Source organism: Myxococcus xanthus (assembly GCF_006402735.1).
GTDB lineage: Bacteria > Myxococcota > Myxococcia > Myxococcales > Myxococcaceae > Myxococcus > Myxococcus xanthus_A.
The window spans coordinates 8,883,179-8,904,840 of sequence record NZ_CP017174.1 but is presented as its reverse complement, the minus strand read 5'-3'; the positions used below and the strand labels follow the sequence as shown (position 1 = coordinate 8,904,840).

The 21,662-nt window shown below is 70.2% G+C and carries 17 protein-coding genes; 12 read left to right on the top strand and 5 right to left on the bottom strand.

All coding sequences use genetic code 11. The features are described from left to right. Positions 1–13: 13 nt before the first annotated feature. A complete protein-coding gene (locus BHS09_RS36780) occupies positions 14–1,582 on the bottom strand; it encodes an AMP-binding protein (protein ID WP_140800402.1) in 1,569 nt (522 codons plus the stop codon). 182 nt (positions 1,583–1,764) lie between these two features. Between BHS09_RS36780 and BHS09_RS36775 the strand changes: the two genes are divergently transcribed. The 6 genes from BHS09_RS36775 (at position 1,765) to BHS09_RS36750 (ending at position 9,782) form a co-directional block, all read left to right on the top strand. Next, positions 1,765–3,009, top strand: a complete 1,245-nt coding sequence (locus BHS09_RS36775) for an HlyD family secretion protein (protein ID WP_140796000.1) — start codon at positions 1,765–1,767, stop codon at positions 3,007–3,009. Next, entirely contained in the window at positions 3,009–5,438 is a 2,430-nt protein-coding gene (locus BHS09_RS36770) for an ABC transporter permease (RefSeq protein WP_174260665.1), read from the top strand. The genes BHS09_RS36775 and BHS09_RS36770 overlap by 1 nt, the downstream gene beginning before the upstream one ends. A 57-nt stretch (positions 5,439–5,495) precedes the next feature. Further along, complete coding sequence (locus tag BHS09_RS36765; protein ID WP_020478064.1) at positions 5,496–6,257, top strand: ABC transporter ATP-binding protein; 762 nt, start codon at positions 5,496–5,498, stop codon at positions 6,255–6,257. 7 nt (positions 6,258–6,264) lie between these two features. Continuing rightward, the gene (locus BHS09_RS36760; RefSeq protein WP_011557063.1) at positions 6,265–6,942 is read left to right on the top strand and encodes an ABC transporter ATP-binding protein; all 678 of its coding nucleotides are present in this window, start codon (positions 6,265–6,267) and stop codon (positions 6,940–6,942) included. Positions 6,943–7,020: 78 nt separating this feature from the next. Further along, on the top strand, positions 7,021–8,442 hold the full coding sequence (locus tag BHS09_RS36755; RefSeq protein ID WP_237077824.1) for a sigma-54-dependent transcriptional regulator: 1,422 nt from the start codon (positions 7,021–7,023) through the stop codon (positions 8,440–8,442). After that, positions 8,439–9,782: a sensor histidine kinase gene (locus tag BHS09_RS36750; protein WP_140800400.1), complete on the top strand. Its 1,344-nt coding sequence runs from the start codon at positions 8,439–8,441 to the stop codon at positions 9,780–9,782. Before BHS09_RS36755 ends, BHS09_RS36750 begins: the two co-directional genes overlap by 4 nt. Before the next feature lie 3 nt (positions 9,783–9,785). Here BHS09_RS36750 and BHS09_RS36745 read toward each other — a convergent pair whose 3' ends face one another. Further along, on the bottom strand, positions 9,786–10,313 hold the full coding sequence (locus tag BHS09_RS36745; RefSeq protein ID WP_140800399.1) for a hypothetical protein: 528 nt from the start codon (positions 10,311–10,313) through the stop codon (positions 9,786–9,788). A gap of 219 nt (positions 10,314–10,532) precedes the next feature. Here BHS09_RS36745 and BHS09_RS36740 point away from each other — a divergent pair, with 219 nt between their 5' ends. Further along, a complete protein-coding gene (locus BHS09_RS36740; RefSeq protein WP_140800398.1) occupies positions 10,533–13,106 on the top strand; it encodes a glycoside hydrolase family 15 protein in 2,574 nt (857 codons plus the stop codon). A gap of 38 nt (positions 13,107–13,144) precedes the next feature. On the opposite strand, the gene BHS09_RS36735 is transcribed toward BHS09_RS36740, so the two are convergent. Next, complete coding sequence (locus tag BHS09_RS36735; RefSeq protein WP_237080057.1) at positions 13,145–14,989, bottom strand: penicillin-binding transpeptidase domain-containing protein; 1,845 nt, start codon at positions 14,987–14,989, stop codon at positions 13,145–13,147. 304 nt (positions 14,990–15,293) lie between these two features. Here BHS09_RS36735 and BHS09_RS36730 point away from each other — a divergent pair, with 304 nt between their 5' ends. The 5 genes from BHS09_RS36730 (at position 15,294) to BHS09_RS36710 (ending at position 18,530) form a co-directional block, all read left to right on the top strand. After that, the gene (locus BHS09_RS36730; protein WP_140795992.1) at positions 15,294–15,788 is read left to right on the top strand and encodes a CinA family protein; all 495 of its coding nucleotides are present in this window, start codon (positions 15,294–15,296) and stop codon (positions 15,786–15,788) included. 71 nt (positions 15,789–15,859) lie between these two features. After that, a complete protein-coding gene (locus BHS09_RS36725) occupies positions 15,860–16,417 on the top strand; it encodes a DUF6484 domain-containing protein (protein WP_140800396.1) in 558 nt (185 codons plus the stop codon). 17 nt (positions 16,418–16,434) lie between these two features. Next, the gene (locus BHS09_RS36720; protein ID WP_140795990.1) at positions 16,435–17,121 is read left to right on the top strand and encodes an AHH domain-containing protein; all 687 of its coding nucleotides are present in this window, start codon (positions 16,435–16,437) and stop codon (positions 17,119–17,121) included. A 16-nt stretch (positions 17,122–17,137) separates the two neighbouring features. Further along, positions 17,138–17,740: an imm11 family protein gene (locus tag BHS09_RS36715; RefSeq protein WP_140795989.1), complete on the top strand. Its 603-nt coding sequence runs from the start codon at positions 17,138–17,140 to the stop codon at positions 17,738–17,740. A 46-nt stretch (positions 17,741–17,786) separates the two neighbouring features. Beyond that, the gene (locus tag BHS09_RS36710) at positions 17,787–18,530 is read left to right on the top strand and encodes an Imm49 family immunity protein (RefSeq protein WP_140795988.1); all 744 of its coding nucleotides are present in this window, start codon (positions 17,787–17,789) and stop codon (positions 18,528–18,530) included. Positions 18,531–18,538: 8 nt separating this feature from the next. Here the strand turns inward: BHS09_RS36710 and BHS09_RS36705 are convergent, their stop codons facing one another. Together BHS09_RS36705 and BHS09_RS36700 are read right to left on the bottom strand one after the other, a co-directional pair. Further along, positions 18,539–21,073 carry a TIGR02270 family protein gene (locus BHS09_RS36705; protein ID WP_161605195.1) on the bottom strand — a complete coding sequence of 845 codons (2,535 nt, stop codon included), beginning with the start codon at positions 21,071–21,073 and terminating at the stop codon, positions 18,539–18,541. A 75-nt stretch (positions 21,074–21,148) separates the two neighbouring features. Next, on the bottom strand, positions 21,149–21,613 hold the full coding sequence (locus BHS09_RS36700; RefSeq protein WP_140795986.1) for a DUF4150 domain-containing protein: 465 nt from the start codon (positions 21,611–21,613) through the stop codon (positions 21,149–21,151). Positions 21,614–21,662: the final 49 nt, after the last annotated feature.

Sequence of the window (21,662 nt, the reverse complement as noted above, 5' to 3'; positions counted from 1 at the left end):
GTGGACGCGCGGCTCACCGTGACTCGCGCGTGCCGGGTGTCACCAGGGCTGCCCGGAGGAGGTGCTTCTGCACCTTGCCCAACGCATTGCGCGGCAGCGCATCCGTGAAGACGACCTGGCGCGGCTTCTTGAAGCTGGCGAGCCGGTCCTTGCACCAGTCCACCAGGGACTGGGACTCCGGCGGGGTCGCCCCCGGGTGAGGCACCACCACGGCCACCACCTGCTCGCCCAGGTCCGCGTCAGGCAGGCCCAGCACCGCGACCTCCGCGACGCCCGGGTGCATGGCGAGCACCTCCTCCACCTCGCGCGGGTACACGTTGAAGCCGCCGCTGATGATGAGCTCGCGCGCCCGCCCGGTGATGCGCAGGTAGCCGTCCGCGTCCACATCCCCCAGGTCGCCCGTGCGGAACCACCCGTCCGCGTCGAACGACTCGGTGGTGGCGTCCTGGCGGCGCCAGTACCCGGCGAAGACGTGGGGGCCCCGGACCTCGATTTCCCCCGTCTCACCGCGCGGCAGCGGCTGGCGCGTGCGCACGTCCACCACGCGGGCCTCCTGGCCGGGGTAGGGGACGCCCACCGTGCCGGGGCGGCGCTCGCCCTCGTAGGGGTTGGTGGTGTTCATGATGGTCTCCGTCATCCCGTAGCGCTCCAGGATGCGGGCGCCCAGCTCCGCCTCGATGTCCGCGAAGAGCTGGGGACTGAGCGGCGCCGAGCCGGACACCCACAGGCGCAGCGCGCGCGGCTTCACGCGTGACGCGCGGGCCTCCTCCAGCAGGCGGCTGTACATGGTGGGCACGCCGAAGAACATCGTGAGCGAGGCGTCATCGCGCAGCGCGGCCAGGGACTCGGCGGCGTTGAAGCGGCGGCGCAGGTCCACGCTGGCGCCGGTGAACAGCGTGCCGTGCAGGCCCACCATCAGGCCGTGGGTGTGGAACAGCGGCAGGGTGAGCAGCAGCCGGTCCTGCTCCGTCCAGCGCCACGCCTCGGTGACGGCTCGCACGTTGGCCAGCAGGTTGCGGTGCATCAGCATGGCGCCCTTGGAGCGGCCCGTGGTGCCAGAGGTGTAGCCCAGCACCGCCAGGTCCTCCGGACGCGGCATCACCAGCGGCGCGGCGGCGGAGGTGCCCTCCGCGAGCAGCGTGTCGAAGGGGACCTCCGTGAGCGACTCGGGCAGCGCGGTGGTGGGGCGCTCCACGGTGAGGAGCCACTGGAGCGAGGGCAGCTGGGCCCGCAGCGGCACCAGCTCCGCGGCGCCCGCCGCGCCGGTGACGCAGCCGCAGACCTCCGCGTCGGACAGGATGTGGGCCAGCTCCACCTGCCGGTAGGCGGTGTTGACCAGCACCACCACGCCGCCCGCGGCCTGCACACCCAGGTAGGCGATGGCGAAGCGGGCGCTGTTCTCCAGGAAGAGCGCCACCCGCTCCCCCGGCTGGAGCCCGCGCTGCTTGAGGCCCCGGGCGAAGGCCGTGACGTGCGTGGCGAACTGCCCGTAGGTGAAGCGCTCCTGCTCGAACGTCAGCAGGGGCCGCTCGGGCGCGCGGTGTGCGTGGTCCAGGAACACTTCGAGAAGGGAGGCCGACATGGGCGCGCACCTTAGCGCCGGCGCCCCCGGGGGCCTCCACCCCCTTCCGGCCGCTGTCCGCTTCTGGGACGGCACTTTCCGCAAGTGGGCACGGCCTTCGCGAGGCAGTCCTTCATCCCGAGCAATTCCAGGGGGTTGACGTGGGAGATGGCTTTGGCACGAGCCTCGCTCTGGGCAGGGGCGTGGACATTCCCAAAGCCAAGAAGCCGCGTCGCAAGCCCTGGGTGCTCGCCATCGGTGGAGCCTGCGCGCTCCTGCTGGTGACGGTGGGCCTGTCACGGCTGCGCCCGGCTGCGCCCACGGTGGAGCGGGCCTCGGTGTGGTTGGACACGGTGAAGCGCGGACCCATGGTGCGCCAGGTGAAGGGCGCGGGCACGCTGGTGCCGGAGTACATCCGCTGGCTCACCGCGGACACGGCGGGCCGGGTGGAGCGCATCCACGTGCGGCCTGGGGCCACGGTGACGGCGGACACGCTCCTGTTGGAGCTGTCGAACCCGGACGTGCAGCTCCAGGCCCTGGAGGCCGAGCGTCAGCTGGCCAGCGTGGAGGCCGACCTCATCCAGGTGCGCATGGAGCTGGAGACGCAGCGGCTGGCCCAGGAGGCCACCGTGGCGGCGCTCATCAACGAGTCCTCCGAGGCGGGACGCCGCGCCGCCGCGAACGAGGCCCTACACCAGAAGGCACATATCGGCGACCTGGAGATGCAGCAGACGCGCGAGAAGGCCGCGGAGCTGAGCCGTCGCCTGGAGCTGGAGCGCAAGAAGCTCCAGGTGGTGGCGTCCAGCATGAAGGAGCAGCTCACCGCGCAGCAGGGACAGGTGGAACGCCTGAAGGCGGTGGCCCGCTTCCGCCGCGCGCAGGTGGAGTCGATGAAGGTGCTCGCGGGCGAGGATGGCGTGCTCCAGGACCTGCCGCTGGAGCTGGGGCAGTGGGTGACGCCGGGCGTGCTGCTGGCCAAGGTGGTGAAGCCGGAGCGGCTGAAGGCGGAGCTGCGCATCGCGGAGACGCAGGCGCGCGACATCCAGCCTGGGCTGAAGGCGTTGGTGGACACCCGCAACGGCGTGGTGGAAGGCCAGGTGGCGCGGGTGGCGCCCGCGGCGAGCCAGGGCACGGTGCGCGTGGAGGTGTCGCTGCCCGCGGAGCTGCCCCGCGGCGCGCGGCCGGATTTGACGGTGGAGGGCACGGTGGAGCTGGAGCGGCTGGGCGACGTGCTGTCCGTGGGGCGCCCGGCTGGCGCGCAGCCCAATGCCACCATGGCCCTCTTCCGCTTGATGCCGGGCAGTGATGAAGCCGTCCGCGTGCCGGTGCAGCTGGGCCGGGGCTCGGTGAACGCGGTGGAGGTGCTGCAGGGCCTTCAAGAAGGTGACCAGGTGGTGTTGTCGGACATGGCCGCGTGGGACGCAGTGGAGCGGGTGCGGCTGCGATGATGGACGCACTTCGTCGTGACGTGCGGTACACGCTGCGCTCGCTGCGCCAGAGCCCCGGCTTCGCGCTGGTGGCGGTGCTCGCGCTGGCGCTGGGGATTGGCGCCAACAGCGCCGTCTTCAGCGTGGTGAACGGGGTGCTCCTCACGCCGCCGCCCTTCTCGGAGCCCGAGCGGGTGGTGCACCTCCAGGGGAACATCGCGCAGGCCGAGCTCCAGGACATCTCCCTGTCCGTGCCGGAGTACTTCGACCTGGCGACGCTGTCGCGCGCCTTCGAATCGGTGGCGGCCTACCGGGGCGGCAACCTGACGCTCACGGGCAGGGACACCCCCCAGCAGCTCGCCGCGGTGGCGGCCACACCGTCCTTCTTCGCCACGCTGGGCGTGTCGCCGGTGCTCGGCCGCGCCTTCACGGAGGCGGAGGCCGTCCAGGGGCGTGAGCGGGTGGTGGTGCTCACCGACACGGCGTGGCGCGTGCATTTCGCCCGGGACGCGCACGTGCTGGGCCAGACGATGCAGCTCGATGGCGAGCCGTACACGGTGGTGGGCGTGTTGCCCGCGGGGGTGGCCTACCCCGCCTGGGCGGAGATGTACGTGCCCTTCGTGCCCACCGAGACACAGCGGCAGGAGGACCAGCGCGGCGCCCGGTTCCTGTCGGTGGTGGGGCGGTTGAAGCCCGGCGTGACGCAGGCCGCGGCGCGCACGGACCTGGCGCGCGTGGCGCTGGAGATGGAGGAGGCCGTCCCCTCGCGGTACCGGAAGGTGGGTTGGTCCTTCTCGGTGACGTCGCTGGACGAAAAGGTCGTGGGCAACGTGCGCGGCACGCTGTGGCTGCTGCTGGGCGCGGTGGGCTTCGTGCTGCTGGCGGCGTGCAGCAGCGTGGCCAACCTGCTGTTGGCTCGGATGGCGGCGCGCGGACGCGAGGTGTCCATCCGTGCCGCGCTGGGGGCGAGCCGGAGCCGGCTGGTGGCGCAGTTCCTCACCGAGAGCCTGGTGCTGTCCCTGGCGGGCGGGGTGCTGGGGATGCTGCTGGCGTTGTGGGGCACGGACGCGTTGGTGGCACTGGTGGGAGAGGCGCTGCCTCGCGCGAGCCAGGTGCGGCTGGACGCGCGGCCGCTGGTGTTCACCATGGGCGTGAGCCTCCTCACGGGCGTGCTCTTCGGGCTCGGTCCGGCGCTGCATGGCAGCCGGGAGGACTTGAGCGTCGCCATGCGCGAGGGCAGCCGGGGCACGGAGGGCCATGGTTCGGGCCGGATGCGCGCGGGGCTGGTGGTGGGGCAGGTCGCGGTGGCGCTGGTGCTCCTGGTGGGCGCGGGGCTCTTCACCAAGAGCTTCCTGGCCCTGCGCGCGGTGGACGCGGGCTTCACGCCCGAGGGCGTGCTCACGGGCAAGCTCGTGCTGCCCTCCGCGCGCTACCCGGACGCGGCACACAAGGTGGCCTTCCAGCGGGAGCTGTTGGGCCGGCTCCAGGCGCTCCCGGGCGTGGAGGCCGTGGGGGTCACCAACCTGCTGCCGCTGGGAGGGCGCTCGGACAGCAGCTTCGACATCGAGGGACGGCCGCGGGCGCCGGATGAAGTCTGGCCCGCGGTGGAGTTCCGCGCCGTCAGCCCGGGTTACCTGCGCACGCTGCGCGTCACCCCGCGCCAGGGACACCTCCTGGAGGGAGACGGGATGGAGGGGCCGGACGCGCCCTGGCAGGTGGTCATCAACAAGACCTTCGCGGACCTCTACTGGCCCCAGGGGGATGCTCTGGGCCAGCGGTTGAAGCTGCACTGGGACGCGGTGCAGTGGACCACCGTGGTGGGCATCGTGGACGACGTGCGCGAATGGGGCCTGGATACGCCCGCGCGGCCCGCCGCGTACTACCCGGCGGCGAAGGTGCCCACGCCCTTCCTGGCGCTCGCGGTCCGGGCGAAGTCCGGCGGCAGCCCGGAGGCGCTGCGCACCGCCATCGAAGCGGAGCTGCGCGCCGTGGATGGCAACCTGGCGTTGTACGCGGTGGCGCCGCTGACGCGGTTGGTGGATGAGTCCATCAGCTCCCGCCAGGTGTCGGCGCTGCTGATGGGCCTGTTCGCGGGCACGGCGTTGCTGCTGGCGGCGCTCGGAATCTCCGGCGTCATCGGCTACTCGGTGGCGCAGCGCACGCGGGAGATGGGCATCCGCATGGCGTTGGGGGCCTCGCGGACCCGCGTGCTGACGCTGGTGCTGGGGCAGGGCCTGCGGCTCACCGCGCTGGGCGTGGTGCTGGGCCTGGGGCTGTCGCTGGGATTGGCGCGGCTGCTGGACGCAATGCTGTATGGGGTGGCGGCGTACGACGGGTGGACGTTCGCGGGCGTGGCGTTGCTGCTGGGCACGGTGGCCGTGCTGGCCGCCTGGCTTCCGGCGCGCCGGGCCACGCGCGTGGACCCGGCCATCGCCCTGCGAGCGGAGTAGCCCGATGGAGACTTCAGACATGACCGCGTGGAACGCGGTGGAGCGGGTGAGGCTGCGATGATGACGAACGATACGAAGACGGCTGCTTCCCCGGAAGGCGCGGTGGCGCAGGAGGACGCGGGCGCGGAGCCCGGCAAGGCGCTCATCCACCTGGACGGACTGACCAAGGTCTTCGAGACCGAGGACGTGGAGACGCACGCGCTCTCCAACATCCACCTCAACGTGCGCAAGGGAGAGTGGGTGGCGATTGTCGGCCCGTCGGGCTCGGGTAAGTCCACCTTGCTGGCGGTGCTGGGGCTGCTGGACACGGCGACGCGCGGGGCCTACCTGCTGGACGGGCGCAGCGTGTTGGACCTGTCCGCGACGGACCGGGCGCTGGTGCGCAACCGGCACATCGGCTTCATCTTCCAGAGCTTCAACCTCATCGGCGACCTGACGGTGTTCGAGAACGTGGAGCTGCCGCTGACGTACCGGGGCATGCCCGCCGCCGAGCGAAAGCAGCGGGTGGAGCGCGCGCTGGAGAAGGTGGGCATGGCGCACCGGGCCCGTCACATGCCGGGGCAGCTCTCCGGTGGTCAGCAGCAGCGCGTGGCGGTGGCGCGCGCGGTGGCGGGCGACCCGCTCATCCTCCTGGCGGACGAGCCCACGGGCAACCTGGACTCGAAGAACGGCGAGGCGGTGATGCAGCTCTTGACGGAGCTCCACAAGGGCGGCGCCACCATCTGCATGGTGACGCACGACCCGGCGCACGCGCGCGTGGCCACCCGCACGGTGAGCCTCTTCGACGGCCGCATCGTCCAGGACGAACAGCGCCGCTGAGACGGACATGCCATCTCCGCTCATCTCCCTGAGGAACGTCGAGAAGTCCTACCCCCTGGCTGGCGGCCGGGCCTGGGTGCTGCGCCGCATCGACCTGGACATCCAGCCGGGCGAGTTCGTCACGCTGATGGGGCCTTCGGGCGCGGGCAAGTCCACGCTGCTGTCCATCCTGGGCATGCTGGACGTGGACTGGACGGGCGAGTACCTGCTGGATGGCCAGGCGGTACATGCGATGAAGCCCAAGGCGCGCGGGGAGCTTTCCCGGCGCACCATCGGCTTCGTGTTCCAGCAGTACCACCTGCTGGACAACCTGACGGTGGCGGAGAACCTGGAGGTGCCGCTGTCCTACCGCGACCTCAAGCGCGGCGAGCGCGAGGCCCTGGTGGGCGACATGCTGGACCGCTTCCAACTCGTGGGGAAGAAGGACCTCTTCCCCTCGCAGCTCTCCGGTGGGCAGCAGCAACTCGTGGGCATCGCCCGGGCGCTCATCGCCAACCCCAAGGTGCTGCTGGCGGACGAGCCCACGGGCAACCTCCATTCGCAGCAGGCGAAGCAAATCATGGAGGTCTTCCAGGGCCTCAACCGGGACGGCACCACCATCATCCAGGTGACGCACTCGGAGGCGAACGCCGCCTACGGCCACCGCGTCATCCAGCTCGCGGATGGTTGGTTGCAGGGCGCCTGAGGTCCCCGGCCGCCCACAACTCCCGCGCGACCGCCGCCGGTTGTTTCTGGCACATTCCCCCCCCTATTGGTGTCCCCCGTGTCTGAATCCGCCCCCTCCCTCCCGAATGCTCCCAGCGCCGCCGCGCGGCCTCCGTGTGTCCTGGTCGCCGACGACCAGGCGGACGTCCTGGAGGCCCTCCGGCTGCTCCTCAAGCGGGACGGACTCACCGTCGTCACCTCGCAGTCGCCCGCGGGTGCGCTCGCCACGCTGGAGGCCGAGGACGTGGACCTGGTCCTGATGGACCTGAACTACGCGCGCGACACCACCTCCGGGCAGGAGGGCATCGACCTGCTTGGCCGCATCCGCGCGCAGGATGCGTCCCTGCCGGTGGTGGTGATGACGGCGTGGGGCAGCGTGGAGGGCGCGGTGGAGGCCATGCGCGCCGGTGCTCGCGACTACGTGCAGAAGCCCTGGGACAACACGCGCCTGCTGGCCACGCTGCGCACCCAGCTGGAGCTGCGCCGGGCGCTGAAGCGCAGCCGCCGGCTGGAGGAGGAGAACCAGCACCTGCGCCGGGGGCAGGGCAATCAGCTCGCCCTGGTGTCCGAGTCCCGGTCCATGCAGCCGGTGCGGCGGCTCATCGAGCGGGTGGCGCCGTCTGGCGCCAACGTGCTGGTGACGGGCGAGCACGGCACGGGCAAGGAGGTGGTGGCGCGGCTGATTCATGGGGGCTCCACGCGCTCGGAGCGGGCCTTCGTCGCGGTCAACTCCGGCGGCCTGTCCGAGGGCGTCTTCGAGAGCGAGCTGTTCGGCCACGTGAAGGGCGCCTTCACGGATGCGAAGACGGACCGCATCGGCTGCTTCGAGCTGGCGGACGGCGGCACGCTCTTCCTGGACGAGATTGGCAACATGCCGCTGTCGCAGCAGGCCAAGCTGCTGCGCGTGCTCCAGACGGGCGAGCTGCACCCGGTGGGCTCGTCGAAGACGCGGCGGGTGGACGTGCGCGTGGTGAGCGCCACCAATGTGGACCTGTCGCGGGCGGTGGCGGAGGGCCGCTTCCGGGAAGATTTGCTGTACCGCCTCAACACGGTGGAGGTGCAACTGCCGCCCCTGCGCGAGCGTCGCGAGGACATCCCGCTGCTGGCCGCGCACTTCCTGGCCGAACAGGGCCGGCGCTACGGCAGGCCGAACGTCCGGTTGTCCTCGGAGGCGCTGGAGGCCCTGCTGGCCTATGCGTGGCCGGGCAACGTGCGCGAGCTGGAGCACGCGGTGGAGCGCGCGATGCTGATGGCGTCGGGTGACGAGGTGACGCAGGAGGACCTGCTGCTCAAGCGGGCCGGCCGCGAGGGCATGACGCGGCTGGAGGAGATGACGCTGGAGGAGGTGGAGCGCTACCTCATCGAGCGGGCGCTGGCGCGGCACGAAGGCAACGTGAGCGAGGCGGCGAAGGGACTGGGGCTGTCGCGCAGCGCGCTGTACCGGCGGCTCCAGTACTACGGCATCAAGGGCGCTCGGTGAGCGAGGAGCGCCGGCTACCGCCGCATGACCTGCAGGTGCTCGGGCTCGCGTGGCTCGCGGGCCTGCCGGGCTCGGTGGCCGCGCTCGTGCTGGTGTGGTTGGGGGACTTCTCTTCCAAGGTGCAGTGGACGCTGACCTCCCTGGTGGTGGGCACCTTCCTGGGCGTGGGCCTGCTGGTGCGCGAACGGGTGATGCGGCCGCTGCACGCGGTGGCCAACCTGCTGGCCGCCCTGCGCGAAGGGGACTACTCCGTGCGCGGCCGGGGGGCGCGGGCGGGGGATGCGCTGGGCGAGGTGCTGCTGGAGGTGAACGCGCTGGGGGACACCCTGCGTGAGCAGCGGCTGGGAGTGCTGGAGGCGGGCGCGCTCCTGGAGCAGGTGATGGAGGAGATTGACGTCGGCGTGCTGGCCTTCGACGTGGCGGGCACGCTGCGGCTGGTGAACCGCGCGGGCGAGCGGCTGCTGGGCGCGTCACGCTCGCAGTTGGTGGGAAAGGGCGCCGGAGCCCTGGGCCTGACGGACCTGCTGGAAGGCGACGTGCCTCGCAGGCTGACGCGCTCCTTCGCGGAGGAGGGCGGCCCCTACGAGTTGCGGCGAGGCTCCTTCCGGCAGGGCGGCCTGCCGCACCAGTTGGTGGTGCTCGCGGACCTGCGGCTGGCATTGCGTGAGCAGGAGCGCGAGGCCTGGCAACGGCTGGTGCGGGTGCTGAGCCACGAAATCAACAACTCGCTGGCGCCCATCGGCTCCATCGCGGAGGCGCTGCGCGACACGTTGCTCATGGCGCCGCGTCCGTCCGACTGGGAAGAGGACGCGAAGAGCGGATTGGGCATCGTCGCCCGTCGCTCCCAATCACTGGCGCGCTTCATGTCCGCCTACGCCAGCCTCGCGCGGTTGCCGCCTCCGACGCCAGGCGCCGTGGAGGTGGACGCGTGGGTGCGCCGGGTGGCCGCGCTGGAGAAGCGCCGGAGGGTGGGCGTGCGCGCGGGCCCCGGGTTGGTGCTGCGGGGCGACGTGGACCAACTGGAGCAACTGCTCATCAACCTGGTGCGCAACGCGGTGGACGCGGTGCTGTCCGCGCCGGAGGCCGTGGGGGACGTCTGGGTGTCCTGGGCCGTGCTGTCGCCGGGCGCGGTGGAGGTCTGGGTGGAGGACGAGGGCCCCGGCATGACGGACACGGGCAACCTCTTCGTGCCCTTCTTCACCACCAAGCCCCAGGGCAGCGGCATCGGTCTGGCGCTCAGCCGGCAAATCGCGGAGGCCCACGGAGGCAGCCTGCGCCTGGAGAACCGCCCCGAGGGCAGGGGCTGCCGCGCGCGCTTGAAGCTGCCCCAGGGCGCGTGAGTCTCAGGCCACCTGTGCGCGCGTCGTCGTCGGAGGCGCGTCGTAGTCGGGCGTGAGGTCCACCACGTCGTTGGTGAGCAGGTGGTAGACGATGCAGTTGCTCACCCAGAAGAACAGGGCGCTGTAGTGGACGTAGACGAGCGGTGAGCCGGGCCACACCTGGAGCGGATGGTTGAAGACGTTGGCCGCGACGTAGCCGCCCACCCATTCGCCCACCCAGCACACCACTGCGCCAATGGCCAGCCGCGGCCAGACCTTCACGCGACGCGGGTAGAACCAGAAGAAGTGCAGGCTCCACAGGAGCGCCACGCAGCCGGCCCACAGGATGAGGCTCCCGAAGGAGAACCAGTGGTACGGCGACTTGGGGAACACCCAACCCCAGTCCCCATTCATCCACCGCCAGGCCACGTTCTGCGCCAGCTCCATGAACCAGAAGAGCGGGGCGACGTAGAGCACCTGCGTCAGCAGGACGCGAAGGAAGGTGCCGCGGTTCTGCCAGGTCAGCCTCGCGGGCCGGGCGAGCGAAGTCATGAGGTCCCCTGCGGCGGTGGTGGGTCGTCCGGTGCCGCGTCACCAGTCAGTACGTGATGAGTCCCATTTCTTGGGAGGAGGGTGGCGACAGGTGGTTGCGCGGAGGCGCCAGAAGCCCGGCTGAAACCCCGTTCGAAACAGCCTTTTCCGGGAAGGTCAGCAAGAGGGGTGGTTTCACACCCGTTGGACTGAGACGGGAAGGGTCCCAGAATCCGCCGGATGATTCCCACCCCCCGCCTGTCTCACCGACGCGGCCAGCCGCCCGTGCTGCTCCTCGCGCTGCTGTGCGCCGTGGGCGCTGGCGCCCGCGCGGAAGTCCCCATCCAGCGCTCCTTCCTGCGCCTGCCGTCGTCCAACGGGCATGGCGCGGTGATGTTGGATGTGGAGCAGCGCAAGGTGACGCACTTCCGCGAGCACCTGTTCGCCACCGAGGAGCCCGTCATCGACGCGGCGGGCAATGACGTCTTCGAGAATGGCCATCCGAAGGTGATTCACTCCCGCGACCTGCTCTTCGACGCGTTCTTCGGGCTGCGCTCCGGGGGCACGCAGCGCTGGCTCAGCACGCAGGAGGCGGACCGGGACGCCAGCGGCTACGCGGCGTGGGCGCCGGAGAAGACGGGCGGTACGGGGCTGGGCGCGCTGGTGCAGCGGGTGGGAACGCTGGAGGCGACGACGTTCGTCTTCGCGCCGCAGGGCCTGCCGCACGCGTCCTTCGTCATGGCGCTGCGCGTGCGCAACACCGGCACGTCGGCCGTCACCGGCGTGAGTGCCTTCTCGCTCCACAACTTCCACCTGGGCTTCGGCCGTCCGGGCGTGATGGCGGACCTGGATGAGAATGGCGAGACGGTGGAGTTGAGCGGCAACGACTTCGTGGAGAAGGGCTTCGCGGGTGTGTTGGTGGCGCGGCCGCTGGGCACGGTGGCCCGGAAGTCGGCGTGGCTGTCCACCACGACGGGCTCACAGAACGCCTACTCGGTGGTGAATGGGGGCGGCGGGCAGGACCTGCGGGACTTCACGGCGCAGCCCTCGGCGGGCACGGGCTGGGCGACGGCGTACCAGTTCAACCTGGGGGACATCCCGGCGGGCGCGGAGCGGTGGGTGGGCGTGGCCTTCGCGCACCATGGTGACCCCGCGGCGGGGGCCACGGTGCGGCAGTGGCTGACGGAGTACGCGGGCGCGTCCGGCGCCCAGGCGCTGGTGGACGCGGAAGTGGCGCGGTGGGCGGCGTTCCAGACGGACACGGTGAAGGTGCCGGCGGGCATGTCGGCGGACGAGGAGTCCCTGCTGCGGCACTCGGCGGTGGTGCTGCACATGGCGCAGGTGCGTTCGCGTGACGTTTACCTGCGCGAGTCGCTGTCCCGGGATGGCGAGCCGCGCCGCACGCGCTTCAAGGCGCCTGACGGAACGCCGGCGACGCTGCCAGGCGTGGTGCGCCACGCGGGCTACGGCGCGGTGCTGGCGAGCCTGCCGCCCGGGCAGTGGACGTACGCCTGGATTCGGGACGGGGCCTACGCGGTGGCGGCCATGGCCACGTTGGGCATGCAGAGCGATGCCCGCGACGGGCTGTCCTACTACCTCAACGCGGACAGTGGCCGCTTCCAGCACTGGCGTGAGCTGGAGCCGTATTCGATGCCGCCGTACATCATCACCCTCACGCGCTACCACGGCTTCGGCGTGGAGGAGACGGACTTCAACGAGGCGGGGCCGAACATCGAGTTCGACGGCTTCGGTCTCTTCCTGTGGGCGCTGCGGCACTACGAGCGGACGACGGGTGACACCACGCTGGTGGACCAGACCTGGCCCACGGTGTCCACGAAGGTGGGGGACGCGCTGGTGGCGCTCATCAACCCGGTGACGGGGCTCATCCGTCCGGACTCGTCCATCTGGGAGACGCACTGGAAGGGGCGGCAGCGGTCGTGGACGTACACCAGCCTCACGGCGGCGCGCGGCCTGTGTGACGCGGCGGAGCTGGCGCAGCGGGTGGGGGACACGGAGCGCGCGCAGCGCTACCGGCAGGCGGGCGAGTCCTTGCGCCGGGCGATGGCGGAGAAGCTGACGGACAGCAACTTCGCGCTGGCCTCGAACCTGGAGGAACTGAGGAAGGGCAGAGGCTACTGGGACGCGGCGGTGTTCGACGCGTTCGCCTTCGAGCTGTTCGACCCGGCGGGGAAGATTGCCCAGGCGACCTATCGTGGACTGGACCTGCGCCTGTCCTCACCGGCGGGTGCGGGCTGGCAGCGCAACGATGACCGGTATGACCACCCGGATGGCGCGGACATGAGCCCCTGGGGTGGCGAGTACGACAGCGCGGAGTGGGTCATCGTCAGCCTGCGCGGCGCGGTGGCCAAGCGCATGGGCGGCGATGCGGCGCGTGCTGACCGCGTGCTGAAGTGGGTGACGGACCAGTCGCTGAAGAACTACCTGGCCGTGGCGGAGACGTATGACGAGTTCAACGGCACCTACAAGTACAACACACCCATGGCGGGCTTCGGCGCGGGCGCCTATGCACTGGCGCTGGACCACCGCGCGGCCGGGGTGAATGACCCGGCGTGTGGCGCGTACTTCGACGAGAGCACGCTGACGAAGCAGCCGGACGCGGGTACGGGCACGCCGGACGCGGGTACGCAGCACCCGGACGCCGGGCCGCAGACGCCGGATGCGGGCACGTCGCGGGATAACGGCGCGGACGTGGGCGGTGGCGGCTGCAACGCGACGGGGCCGGGCGCGGTGGCGCTGTGGGTGGTGCTGGCGTTCGCGGGACTGGCAGTGGCGCTGCGCCGTCGCGGAGCCTGAGCGCTGGCGGCGCGCGGCGGGAGGGGTTCTCAGGCGCGTTACAGCGCGCCAGCGAACTTCGCGGCGATGGGCGCGGCGACGCGCCCTCCCACGCCCCCGCCTTCCACCAGGACAGCGAATCCCACGCCCTTTCGGAACCCGATGAACCACGCATGCGTGGGCAGCGGCGCCACGGTGCCGAACTCGGCGGTGCCTGTCTTGCCGCCGAGCCCGGGCACCTGCCGGCCGGCCTTCCCGGAGCCTTCCATCACGACGGCACGCATCAGCGCGGACAAAGGCGCCCGGACGCCGTTCGAGAGCAGGCTGCTCGGTCCGCCGTCCAGCCCTTCGACAAGATAGGGCGCGCGCCACTCGCCTGACTCCGCAGCCGCCGCGACCGAGGCCATGTGCAAGGGCGTTGCGAGCACCCGCCCCTGCCCGATGGCTGCGGCCGCCAGCTCAATGGCATCCGCGGGCGTGGGGAATGATGCACCGGCGGAAGTCAGCCCGGGGAAGTAGGGCACATCGAAGCCGAACCGGCGAGCCGCGGCACTCAGCGCATCACCGCCGAGCCCCGTCGCGAGCGTCACGAACGCGGTGTTGCACGAGTGGGCGAACACCTGCCGCAGCGTGGTGTCACCCAGGGACTCCCCTTCGAAGTTCCGGAAGGGTTTGGTGCGCACCATCGTCATCGGCGGGCACGCGACAGGGGAGTCCACCCGCATGCCTCGGGCGAGCAGCGCCTCCGTGGTGACGACCTTGAACGTGGACCCGGGCGGGTAGCGGCCGGTGAGGGCACGGTGCAGCGGCTGCGAGAGCGGCCGGCTGGCGACGGCGAGGATGGCCCCCGTCGCGCTGTCGACGGCGACGAGGGCCGCGGGGTGGGCCACGCCGTCGAGCGCGGCCTCCGCGGCGGCCTGGACCTCGCGGCGCAACGTGGTGGACAGGGGCGCGCCCGGCTCACCCTCGAAGTGGAAGAGGACCTGCGTCTTGCCCCAGGGGCGCATGAGCAGGACGTCGCCGGAAGGACTGCCCGCGAGTTGGACCTCGTATGCCCGCTCCAGGCCGGACAGGCCCACGAGGTCTCCAGGCAGGTAGGTGGGACCCATCTGGGGCAGCAGCTCGGCCGTCACATCACCAATGCGGCCCAGGGTGTGCGCCGCGAAGCCGTCCTCCGAAGTACGGGCGCTCTTGCGGCGGAAGAAGATGCCGGGCACGGGGGCCAGCGCCGGGCGCACCTGTTGGTAGCGCTCGGGGGGCAGGTCGATGATGGGCACGAAGCGGCTCGTCGCCGTGCCCGCCGCGTTCAGTGCAGCGTCGAACTGCGCGGTGCTCACGCCGGCCTGGGCCTGGAGTGCCGCCGCCACGTCCGCACGGTTCCGGACGCGGGAGGGGTCGACGCCGATGGTGATGACCTCGCCTTGCAGGGTGAGCGGTGTCCCCTTCGCGTCGAGAATATCGGCCCGCTGCGGGGCCGTGCGGGTGCGGGAGAACAAGTCACCCTCGCGGGCTTCAGGGTGCAGCGCGGCGGGAGTCCACTGGACGCGCCAGTGGCCTTGGTGGCGGACGAAGCGCAGCGCGCCATCCAGCTCCCATTCCCCGAGCCCGCGCAGCAGGTGCACTGCGCGGTAGGTGGCCACCCGGGCGTCGCCATCGCGCTGGAAGGGTCCGAGCTCGAATTGGGAGGAGACGATGCGCAGCCCGTCGCGGAACTGCTGGTGCATCACCTCGAAGTACGCGGGCGGGTTGACGACCGCGCGCCGCATGGAGGCGACATCCCCCGCGGCCCAGGCGTGCAGATAGGCCTCGGCCTCGGCGACCGGGCCCGTGACGACGGGTTCGGGGACTGGCAACGGGGCAGGGGCCACCGGCCTGGACGCACAGGCTGCCAGGAACGCGGCCATCAGGGCCAGGACTCCAACCTTCCACGCTCGCCAGGACACGGGCGGCACTCTGTTGCGCACGAGCGCGGATGGGTCAAGGAATCCGCCGCCGAGGGCACCCGGAGTGTGGCCAGGGTATGGCGGTCAACGGACTGCGTGACCGTGGACGGTGCCCCCGCCCTGGTTCGTCCACAGGGCTCCACGTTCGGCTGCTACGGTGGGTTCGGACGCGGTGCCGCACCCCGAGCGAGGACACGGCCGGGAACGCACGGCGCGACCGTTCTTGGGCGTGCAGGTCTGCCGCGGATGCGATGGAGTGGGGCGCATGACGGAAGCATCCCTGGAGGCCTTGGCGCGGCAGGCGCTGGAGCGGTGTCGCGCGGCGGGTGTTCGCCTGGCGTTGGTGGAGGCCTGCACGGGAGGACTGCTGGGCGCGACGTTGACGGAGGTGCCAGGCGCCTCCGCGGTGGTCGAGCGTGGCTTCATTCCCTACTCGTACGAGTCCAAGGTGGAGCAGCTCGGCGTGCCGCTGGCGTTGCTGCAAGCGCATGGCTCCGTCAGCGCGGAGGCGGTGGAGGCCATGGCCCACGGCGCCCTGGCGCGCTCCACGGCGGACTGGGTGCTGGTGGAGACAGGCATCGCGGGACCCGGAGGCGGCACGCCGCAAAAGCCCGTGGGTCTGGCCTACCTCGCGGTGCTCCAGCGGGGAGGACAGGCGACGGTGGAGCGGCACGTCTTCCCCGGGGACAGAGCCGAGGTCCGGCGCGCTATCGTGGGCCGTAGCCTGGCGCTGCTGGTGGAGTGGTTGGGAAGGGCCTGATATCGTTCAGGTCCGCCGTCTCCTTGGGGCGAAGGTCTCACTGCGCGTCATGACGTCGAATTGGAGGGCCCATGGCCTCGAATGATGATGGCGCCAAGCCCGAGAAGACGCTCCACGCCGCTCACCGGGAGCCCATCACCGGGGCTCGTGTTGGCAGGCTCATGGGAGTGAATCCGGAGGGGCTGGCGCTGGTGGACTTCGCGGGCAATCCGACGTCCATGCCGGTCGCGGCCCGGAGCTTCGTCGCGCTCGGGGCCGAGCAACTGCGTTCGGCGGTGGAAGAGCGCCGGGAGGTCGTGCTGCTGTTCGAGGACGGTGACCCCGCACGTCCGCTGCTGGTCGCGCTGGCCCAAGCCCCCAGCGCTCCTTCGCTGCTGGAGCAGTTGCTCGAGGTGGCGAGCCGTCCCGAGGGCGCTGCTGGTGCTCCGGCGCCCTCTGTGCCGGAGGCGAAGGACACCCCGAAGGAGGACCGGCTGGTGCTCGGCGCCGAGAAGGAAATCGTGTTGCGTGTAGGCGAGGCAAGCATCACGCTGCGCCGAGACGGCACCATCCTTCTTCGAGGGGTTCGAGTAGAGAGCCGGGCTTCGGGGCTCCAGCTCATCCGCGGTGGTAAGATTGAGTTGAACTGAGCTCCACGGGGGCACGCATGGCGAAGGCAGATCATCTCTCTGGAATGGGCAAGCTGAAGGCCCGGCTCAGGCGTTCGCGTGACTATCGGGACAAAGGCCACAAGCACATCAAGGGCAATGGCGGCCGGAACAAGATCTACGCGAACCTTGAGATCATCCAGGGTGTGCTCCAGGCGCGAGGCACCCGTGTGCGCGGGGACAAGCGAATCAAGCCTGGCAGCCTGACGCATGCGCGCAGATACACCTTTGTCCACGGCCAGAACTTCAAGATTGGCCAGTCCCCGTACATCAACCAGGCACACCATCTGCTTCCGGAGGAGGCCTTCTCCGATAAGAACTTCACCAGTGACCAGATGCGGATGCTTCGGGGCGTGGACTACAACATCAACAATGGGGAGAACATCATCTTCCTCCCCGCCGTGGCGCGCGACTCGGAGTTCCACAGCTTGCCCCACCACATGGGGAGTCATCCGGCCTATTCGAAACAGGCGAGTGCCGATATGCGCATCGTCCGCAATTCGCTGGATTCCGCGCTGGCGAAGGACAAGAAGCACAAGGAGTGGAATCCTCCGACAGACGTCAAGGATATGTTGATGCGCCTCCAGGCGGATTACTGGGACATGGTGTCCGCGGCAGGCCCCATCAACATCAACTTGTTCACCAAGCCCGCTCCGAAGAAGCGGGGTATCGCGAAGAAGCGCTGAAGTGGAGCGGATTGCCGTGAGCTACTACCCCTGGGTGGACGACGACGAGGATGAGTCCTTCGCGTGGCTGGACTCTTCCCGCAAGGAAGAACTGGATGGGCGCGGTTACCTCCTCACGGAGGGCGTCCGCTGTGAGGAATGGTTCCCGAAGGGCCTGGTCTTCGACTTGTCGAAGGAGGGAGGCAGCACGCTGACGGACAGCATCCCGAACACGTTCGGGATGCTGGTGGTCTCCGAAAAGCTCAAGGGCATCCTGGAGCAGGAGACGCCAGCGGATTCCATCGAATACCTGCCCATTCGTCTCCGGACGCCCCGTAAGAAAGTCCTGACCATGCCCTATTACATCGCCAACGTGCTGGGGACGGTCGCGTGCATGGATGCGAAGAAGTCCGACTTCAGCATGAACGCCATCCTGAAGAATCAGGTGCTGCATTTCCGGCGGTTGGTCCTCAATGAGAAGAAGATCCCCAAGGACGTGAAGATCTTCCGGCTCGCGGAGCAGACCAGTCTCATCCTGGTTCGTGAAGACCTGGGCCAGCGAATCGTGGACGAGGACTGCCTGGGCGTGTTGTTCCAGGAGATGGAGGACTTCGGCTCCGAGTTCCGCGGGCGGGCCTGAGTCGAGTACTCACCTTGAGGTTGGATCCGTCAGCGGGAGCTCGTCGATGCTGAAGATGGACTTCATTCGCGAGAATGCGTTCTTTGCGGTTGAGGAGCTGGAGAAGGGGCTGAAGCAGCCGCTCACAGCGATCCAGCGAGAGACGCTCCTGACGCGGCTCTCTACGTACCTTCGCATCGCCGCCATCAGCACCTTGCTGGTGGAGGCGGACACGCCCGCCTTCCGGAGATGCCTGCGCCAGTCCGCCACCGCCCGCAGGGATTTGCTGGTCGAAGCCCACGCGCGTTCGGACGTGACTCCAGGGCGGTTTGCGTGTGCCAGCCGTACGGATCCGCTGTTCGATGCGCTCGCCACGGGCGAGGCCGGCCTGGCGCAGGAAATCGCCCGGCATTCGCCCCGCCAATGGTCGGAGAAAGACGAGTTCGAGGATGACTTCCGTTACGCGGACTTCCTCCACGAACTCCTGCTCGCGGGAACCCAGGGGCTCTCCGCTGGGGCCGAGCGTGCCCTCGCCGCTTTCCAGCAGTGCTCCGCCGACACGGGCTCCACGCGGCTCGCCGTGTGCGAAGCCCTCGCGTCTGCGGACCAGGACGCGTTCGACCTGACGCTAGAAGAGTTGCTGGTCGAACGGGCGCGAGAGTTCAAGGACGCGGGCGTGCCGTCCCACCCAGAGCGCTTCCAGACCGAGCGCCACATCTTCGTCGAGGGACTGGCCCTGCTCCGGCTGGCGGAGGGCCGTGGATTGCGGACCCACCCCGAGTACCGGATGCTCCCTCGGCTCGCGCGCTGAAGTCCGCCTCAGCGCGCGGAGGGCGGCCGCAGGTGGAAGGCCGCCCGCTCCCCGTTCCATCCCCAGAGCCAGGTCAGGACGCCGGACGTGGGTAGGTAGCCTCTCGCGAACCCGCGTGCCGCCATGCAGACCGCGACGGCACCGGTCGCCGCGCCCAGCCCTCCCCACGCATCCGCGGGGTACCAGGTGACAGCCTCCTTCAGCGGCGCGCTGTTCAGTCGTAGCTGCGCGTAGCCCCAGTCCTGGGAGCGGGGCGCGGTGCCGTCGAGGTCCGCGATGACGAGCCCCGTCGTCTGGCCACGGTCCTCGAGGCTCCCGAGCACCTCCGCGATGACGGAGGACAGGGCCACGCCGACGTGCGGCTTGCCTGCGAACAGGTGTTCGGGTTCGGAGGACGCAGCCATGGCGTCGACGTAGGCGACGGCCGGTGTGCCCCGGCGAGAGGCCGCGTCCGCGAGTTCCAGGAGCACGAAGGCCGCGCCCTCGCCAGGCATCAGCCCGGTGGGCCGCTCGCGCGTCTTCAGCATTCGGAGCGCGTCCAGCGCGTCCAGCCACTCGAGCTCAACGATGCTGTCGATGCCTCCCACGATGCATCGGTCCAGCGCGCCGGACCTCAGCGCGCGTTCCGCGGCACGCAGGGCCGTGACGAAGCCGGGGGAGTCTCCGAAGAAGACGGCCTGCTGGGTGACGCCCCCTGGTACGGCGGCCTGCGCGAGCAGCCGGGGCAGGAGTGTCTCTGCGTAGCGTTCGCGAAGCGTCGCAGCGAGCAGCGGCGTTTCGTCGAAATCAGAGGATGCATCAGCGTCCTCAGCCTCGCCGTCGGGCTCCGCCTCTTCGCTGGCGGCCTTTCGCTCCTGTCGCTCCGCGGCCTCCAGGAGGAAGCCGCTGGGAAGGTTGAGGAAGATGCCCGTGCGCGGCCCCGCCTGCATGCCGGAGTGGTGTTGGAGGTCCGCCAGGGCAACCGCTCCCAGCCGCACCAGGCGCCCCACGCCCGCGTACCCTTGCGTGAGATGCGGGATGGCATGCCCCGTCACGGGGAGCGACTCACCCGAGTCCTCGTCCACGAAGGTGAGGTCCTCGAGCGCGCCTGGCCGGGCCACGCCCACGCGCGCCGCCGCGCAGCTCCCCACCACGCCATCGCCCAGCGACGACACCATCCCCAGGCCCGTGATGGCGAGCGCACCTGGAGGGGGCGGGCGCTGCCAGACCACGCGCGGAAAGAGCGCGTCCGCTTGGACGGGGGACTCGTCGGCCAGGACGGTCGAGGGCGAGAAGGCGCGGAATGGCGCCAGCGGCAATCGCCCCTGCAAGCCCGCTTTCGCTGCCTGGAGTGTCTTCCATTGCCTCGGGGCCCAATCCCGGACGCGAAGCTGGAATGCGCCCTGGCTCCGGATGGCCAGCTCGAGCGCCAGCGCTGAGCGTCTGCGCATGGGGCCTGTCATCAGAGCATCGAGGAGTGTCTCGGTGCTGAAGGGCTTCCCGCCGAGGTATCGGACCTGGGGCGAGAAGTCCTTCTGGACCTGCTGCCACCAGTTCGCCACGGCTTCCGGCGCGGGCACGGGAAGGGCGTGCTCCGGGCCCAGGGGCGGCGCTGCTTCATCTTCAGGTGTATCGGGGGTCCAGGGCTCCGCCTCCGACACGAACGGTCCGGTGAGGACGAGGCCGGTGATGGCGCAAAAGGCCTCCGCCGCCACCTGCGCGACCGACTCGTCCTTCATGGCCTCCAGGAGGGGACCTACGGCGGCGACGCGCCCGCTGAGCCCCAGCGCCCAGAGCGCCTCTTTTCGCAGCGCTGGCTCCTGGAGTGCCTTCAGGAGCAGGTCCAAATCCTGGGGGTCGCCCCCCATCGCGAGGAGCGCCGCGGAGGGCCCCCAGCCTGCATCCTTGCGACGGACGGCGTCGACACAGCCGGTCCATGCGGAGCCGTGGCCCAGACGCAAGGCTGTCTCCAGCGCCGTGTTGCGGACCTCCGCGTCGTTGGACTCCAGGGCACGTTGAAGCGCGGCGCGTTCCAGTCGGGAAGGGAAGCGACGGGCGGCGCGCAGTCCCGCCTGGGCCAGGGCGCTGTCCTTCGACGTAACGGCCTCATCCAGGTTCCGGGAAGGAGCCGTCCCCCACGCCGTCAGGATGTCCATCACCCGTGCCTGCACGACGGGGGCGCCTTCGTCGAACAAGGCGAGGAGCTGGGGAACAGCGCGAGGGCTGGGGTGGAGCTCCAGTGCCCATGCGGCCCCCTGGCTCGAAGGATTGGCGCCGCCTTCGTCCGCCAACGTGGAGAGCACGGCGTCGAGGTGCTCCTGCCCGGGCTGCGACAAGAGGACGCTGGCTGCACAGGCCACCTGCTCTGGCTCGTCCGAGGACAGCGCCGGCAGCAGCAACTCCCGGGTGACCCGGGGACCTCCGAGCTGCAACGCGTCCAGGCACGCGAGCAATCGTTGCTCGGGCCCCGTTTGGAACTCTTGAAGAGAGTAGTCGGGGGCGAGGAGCCCTTGCTCACGCAGCGTCCAGAAGAAGGACGCGTCCGCGAGGAAGTCTCTGGCCATGTCCATCCGAATGGATGCGTCGTGTCGCTCGGAGGGAAGGGGGCTACCGGGAGGAGGTGACATCGTGGCGTGTTGTTAGATGTCTTCTTCGCAGACGAGGCACTGGGGCGTGCCTTCATTGCCACCCATGGCGATGACGGGCCCCTGCATGACGGGGAACGGCGGCGTGTTCTTGTCGTTGTGGAGCATCAGGTCGAAGGCGCGCGCCACGTTCTTCCCTTCGAACTTCACGTCGAAGGAGAAGTTGACGAACTCCGCCTTGCCCTTCGTCTTGCCTGAGACCACGCCGCCGCCCGCGGTGCCGGCTTCGTCGCCGGTGCTCATCTTGAAGTTGGAGTCCTTCACGCACACCGGGTTGCCAGCCACGGAGACCTTCTTCGTGCCCTTGTCGGTGTCCGAGGACTGGGCCACGTTGGGGTAGGGGATGGGCACGGGCCCGGCCGGGCTGGGTGTCTTGCATACGTCCGGGAAGGCAACGGTGACGCCGCCGCTGTCCTTCGTCACCACGGACATCTTGTTCACACCGGTATTGACCGCCATGCCAGCCACCTCCAGGGGAACAGAATACCCCGGCGGGGCCACGCGGTGC

Excerpts from the sequence above, each read along its gene's own strand:
- BHS09_RS36725 (WP_140800396.1), top strand. The coding sequence starts at position 15,860 with ATGGCCTCGAATGATGATGGCGCCAAGCCCGAGAAGACGCTCCACGCC.
- BHS09_RS36735 (WP_237080057.1), bottom strand. The coding sequence starts at position 14,989 with ATGGCCGCGTTCCTGGCAGCCTGTGCGTCCAGGCCGGTGGCCCCTGCC.
- BHS09_RS36760 (WP_011557063.1), top strand. The coding sequence starts at position 6,265 with ATGCCATCTCCGCTCATCTCCCTGAGGAACGTCGAGAAGTCCTACCCC.
- BHS09_RS36710 (WP_140795988.1), top strand. The coding sequence starts at position 17,787 with ATGCTGAAGATGGACTTCATTCGCGAGAATGCGTTCTTTGCGGTTGAG.
- BHS09_RS36720 (WP_140795990.1), top strand. The coding sequence starts at position 16,435 with ATGGCGAAGGCAGATCATCTCTCTGGAATGGGCAAGCTGAAGGCCCGG.
- BHS09_RS36745 (WP_140800399.1), bottom strand. The coding sequence starts at position 10,313 with ATGACTTCGCTCGCCCGGCCCGCGAGGCTGACCTGGCAGAACCGCGGC.
- BHS09_RS36765 (WP_020478064.1), top strand. The coding sequence starts at position 5,496 with ATGATGACGAACGATACGAAGACGGCTGCTTCCCCGGAAGGCGCGGTG.
- BHS09_RS36700 (WP_140795986.1), bottom strand. The coding sequence starts at position 21,613 with ATGGCGGTCAATACCGGTGTGAACAAGATGTCCGTGGTGACGAAGGAC.
- BHS09_RS36705 (WP_161605195.1), bottom strand. The coding sequence starts at position 21,073 with ATGGCCAGAGACTTCCTCGCGGACGCGTCCTTCTTCTGGACGCTGCGT.
- BHS09_RS36730 (WP_140795992.1), top strand. The coding sequence starts at position 15,294 with ATGACGGAAGCATCCCTGGAGGCCTTGGCGCGGCAGGCGCTGGAGCGG.
- BHS09_RS36780 (WP_140800402.1), bottom strand. The coding sequence starts at position 1,582 with ATGTCGGCCTCCCTTCTCGAAGTGTTCCTGGACCACGCACACCGCGCG.
- BHS09_RS36770 (WP_174260665.1), top strand. The coding sequence starts at position 3,009 with ATGGACGCACTTCGTCGTGACGTGCGGTACACGCTGCGCTCGCTGCGC.
- BHS09_RS36740 (WP_140800398.1), top strand. The coding sequence starts at position 10,533 with ATGATTCCCACCCCCCGCCTGTCTCACCGACGCGGCCAGCCGCCCGTG.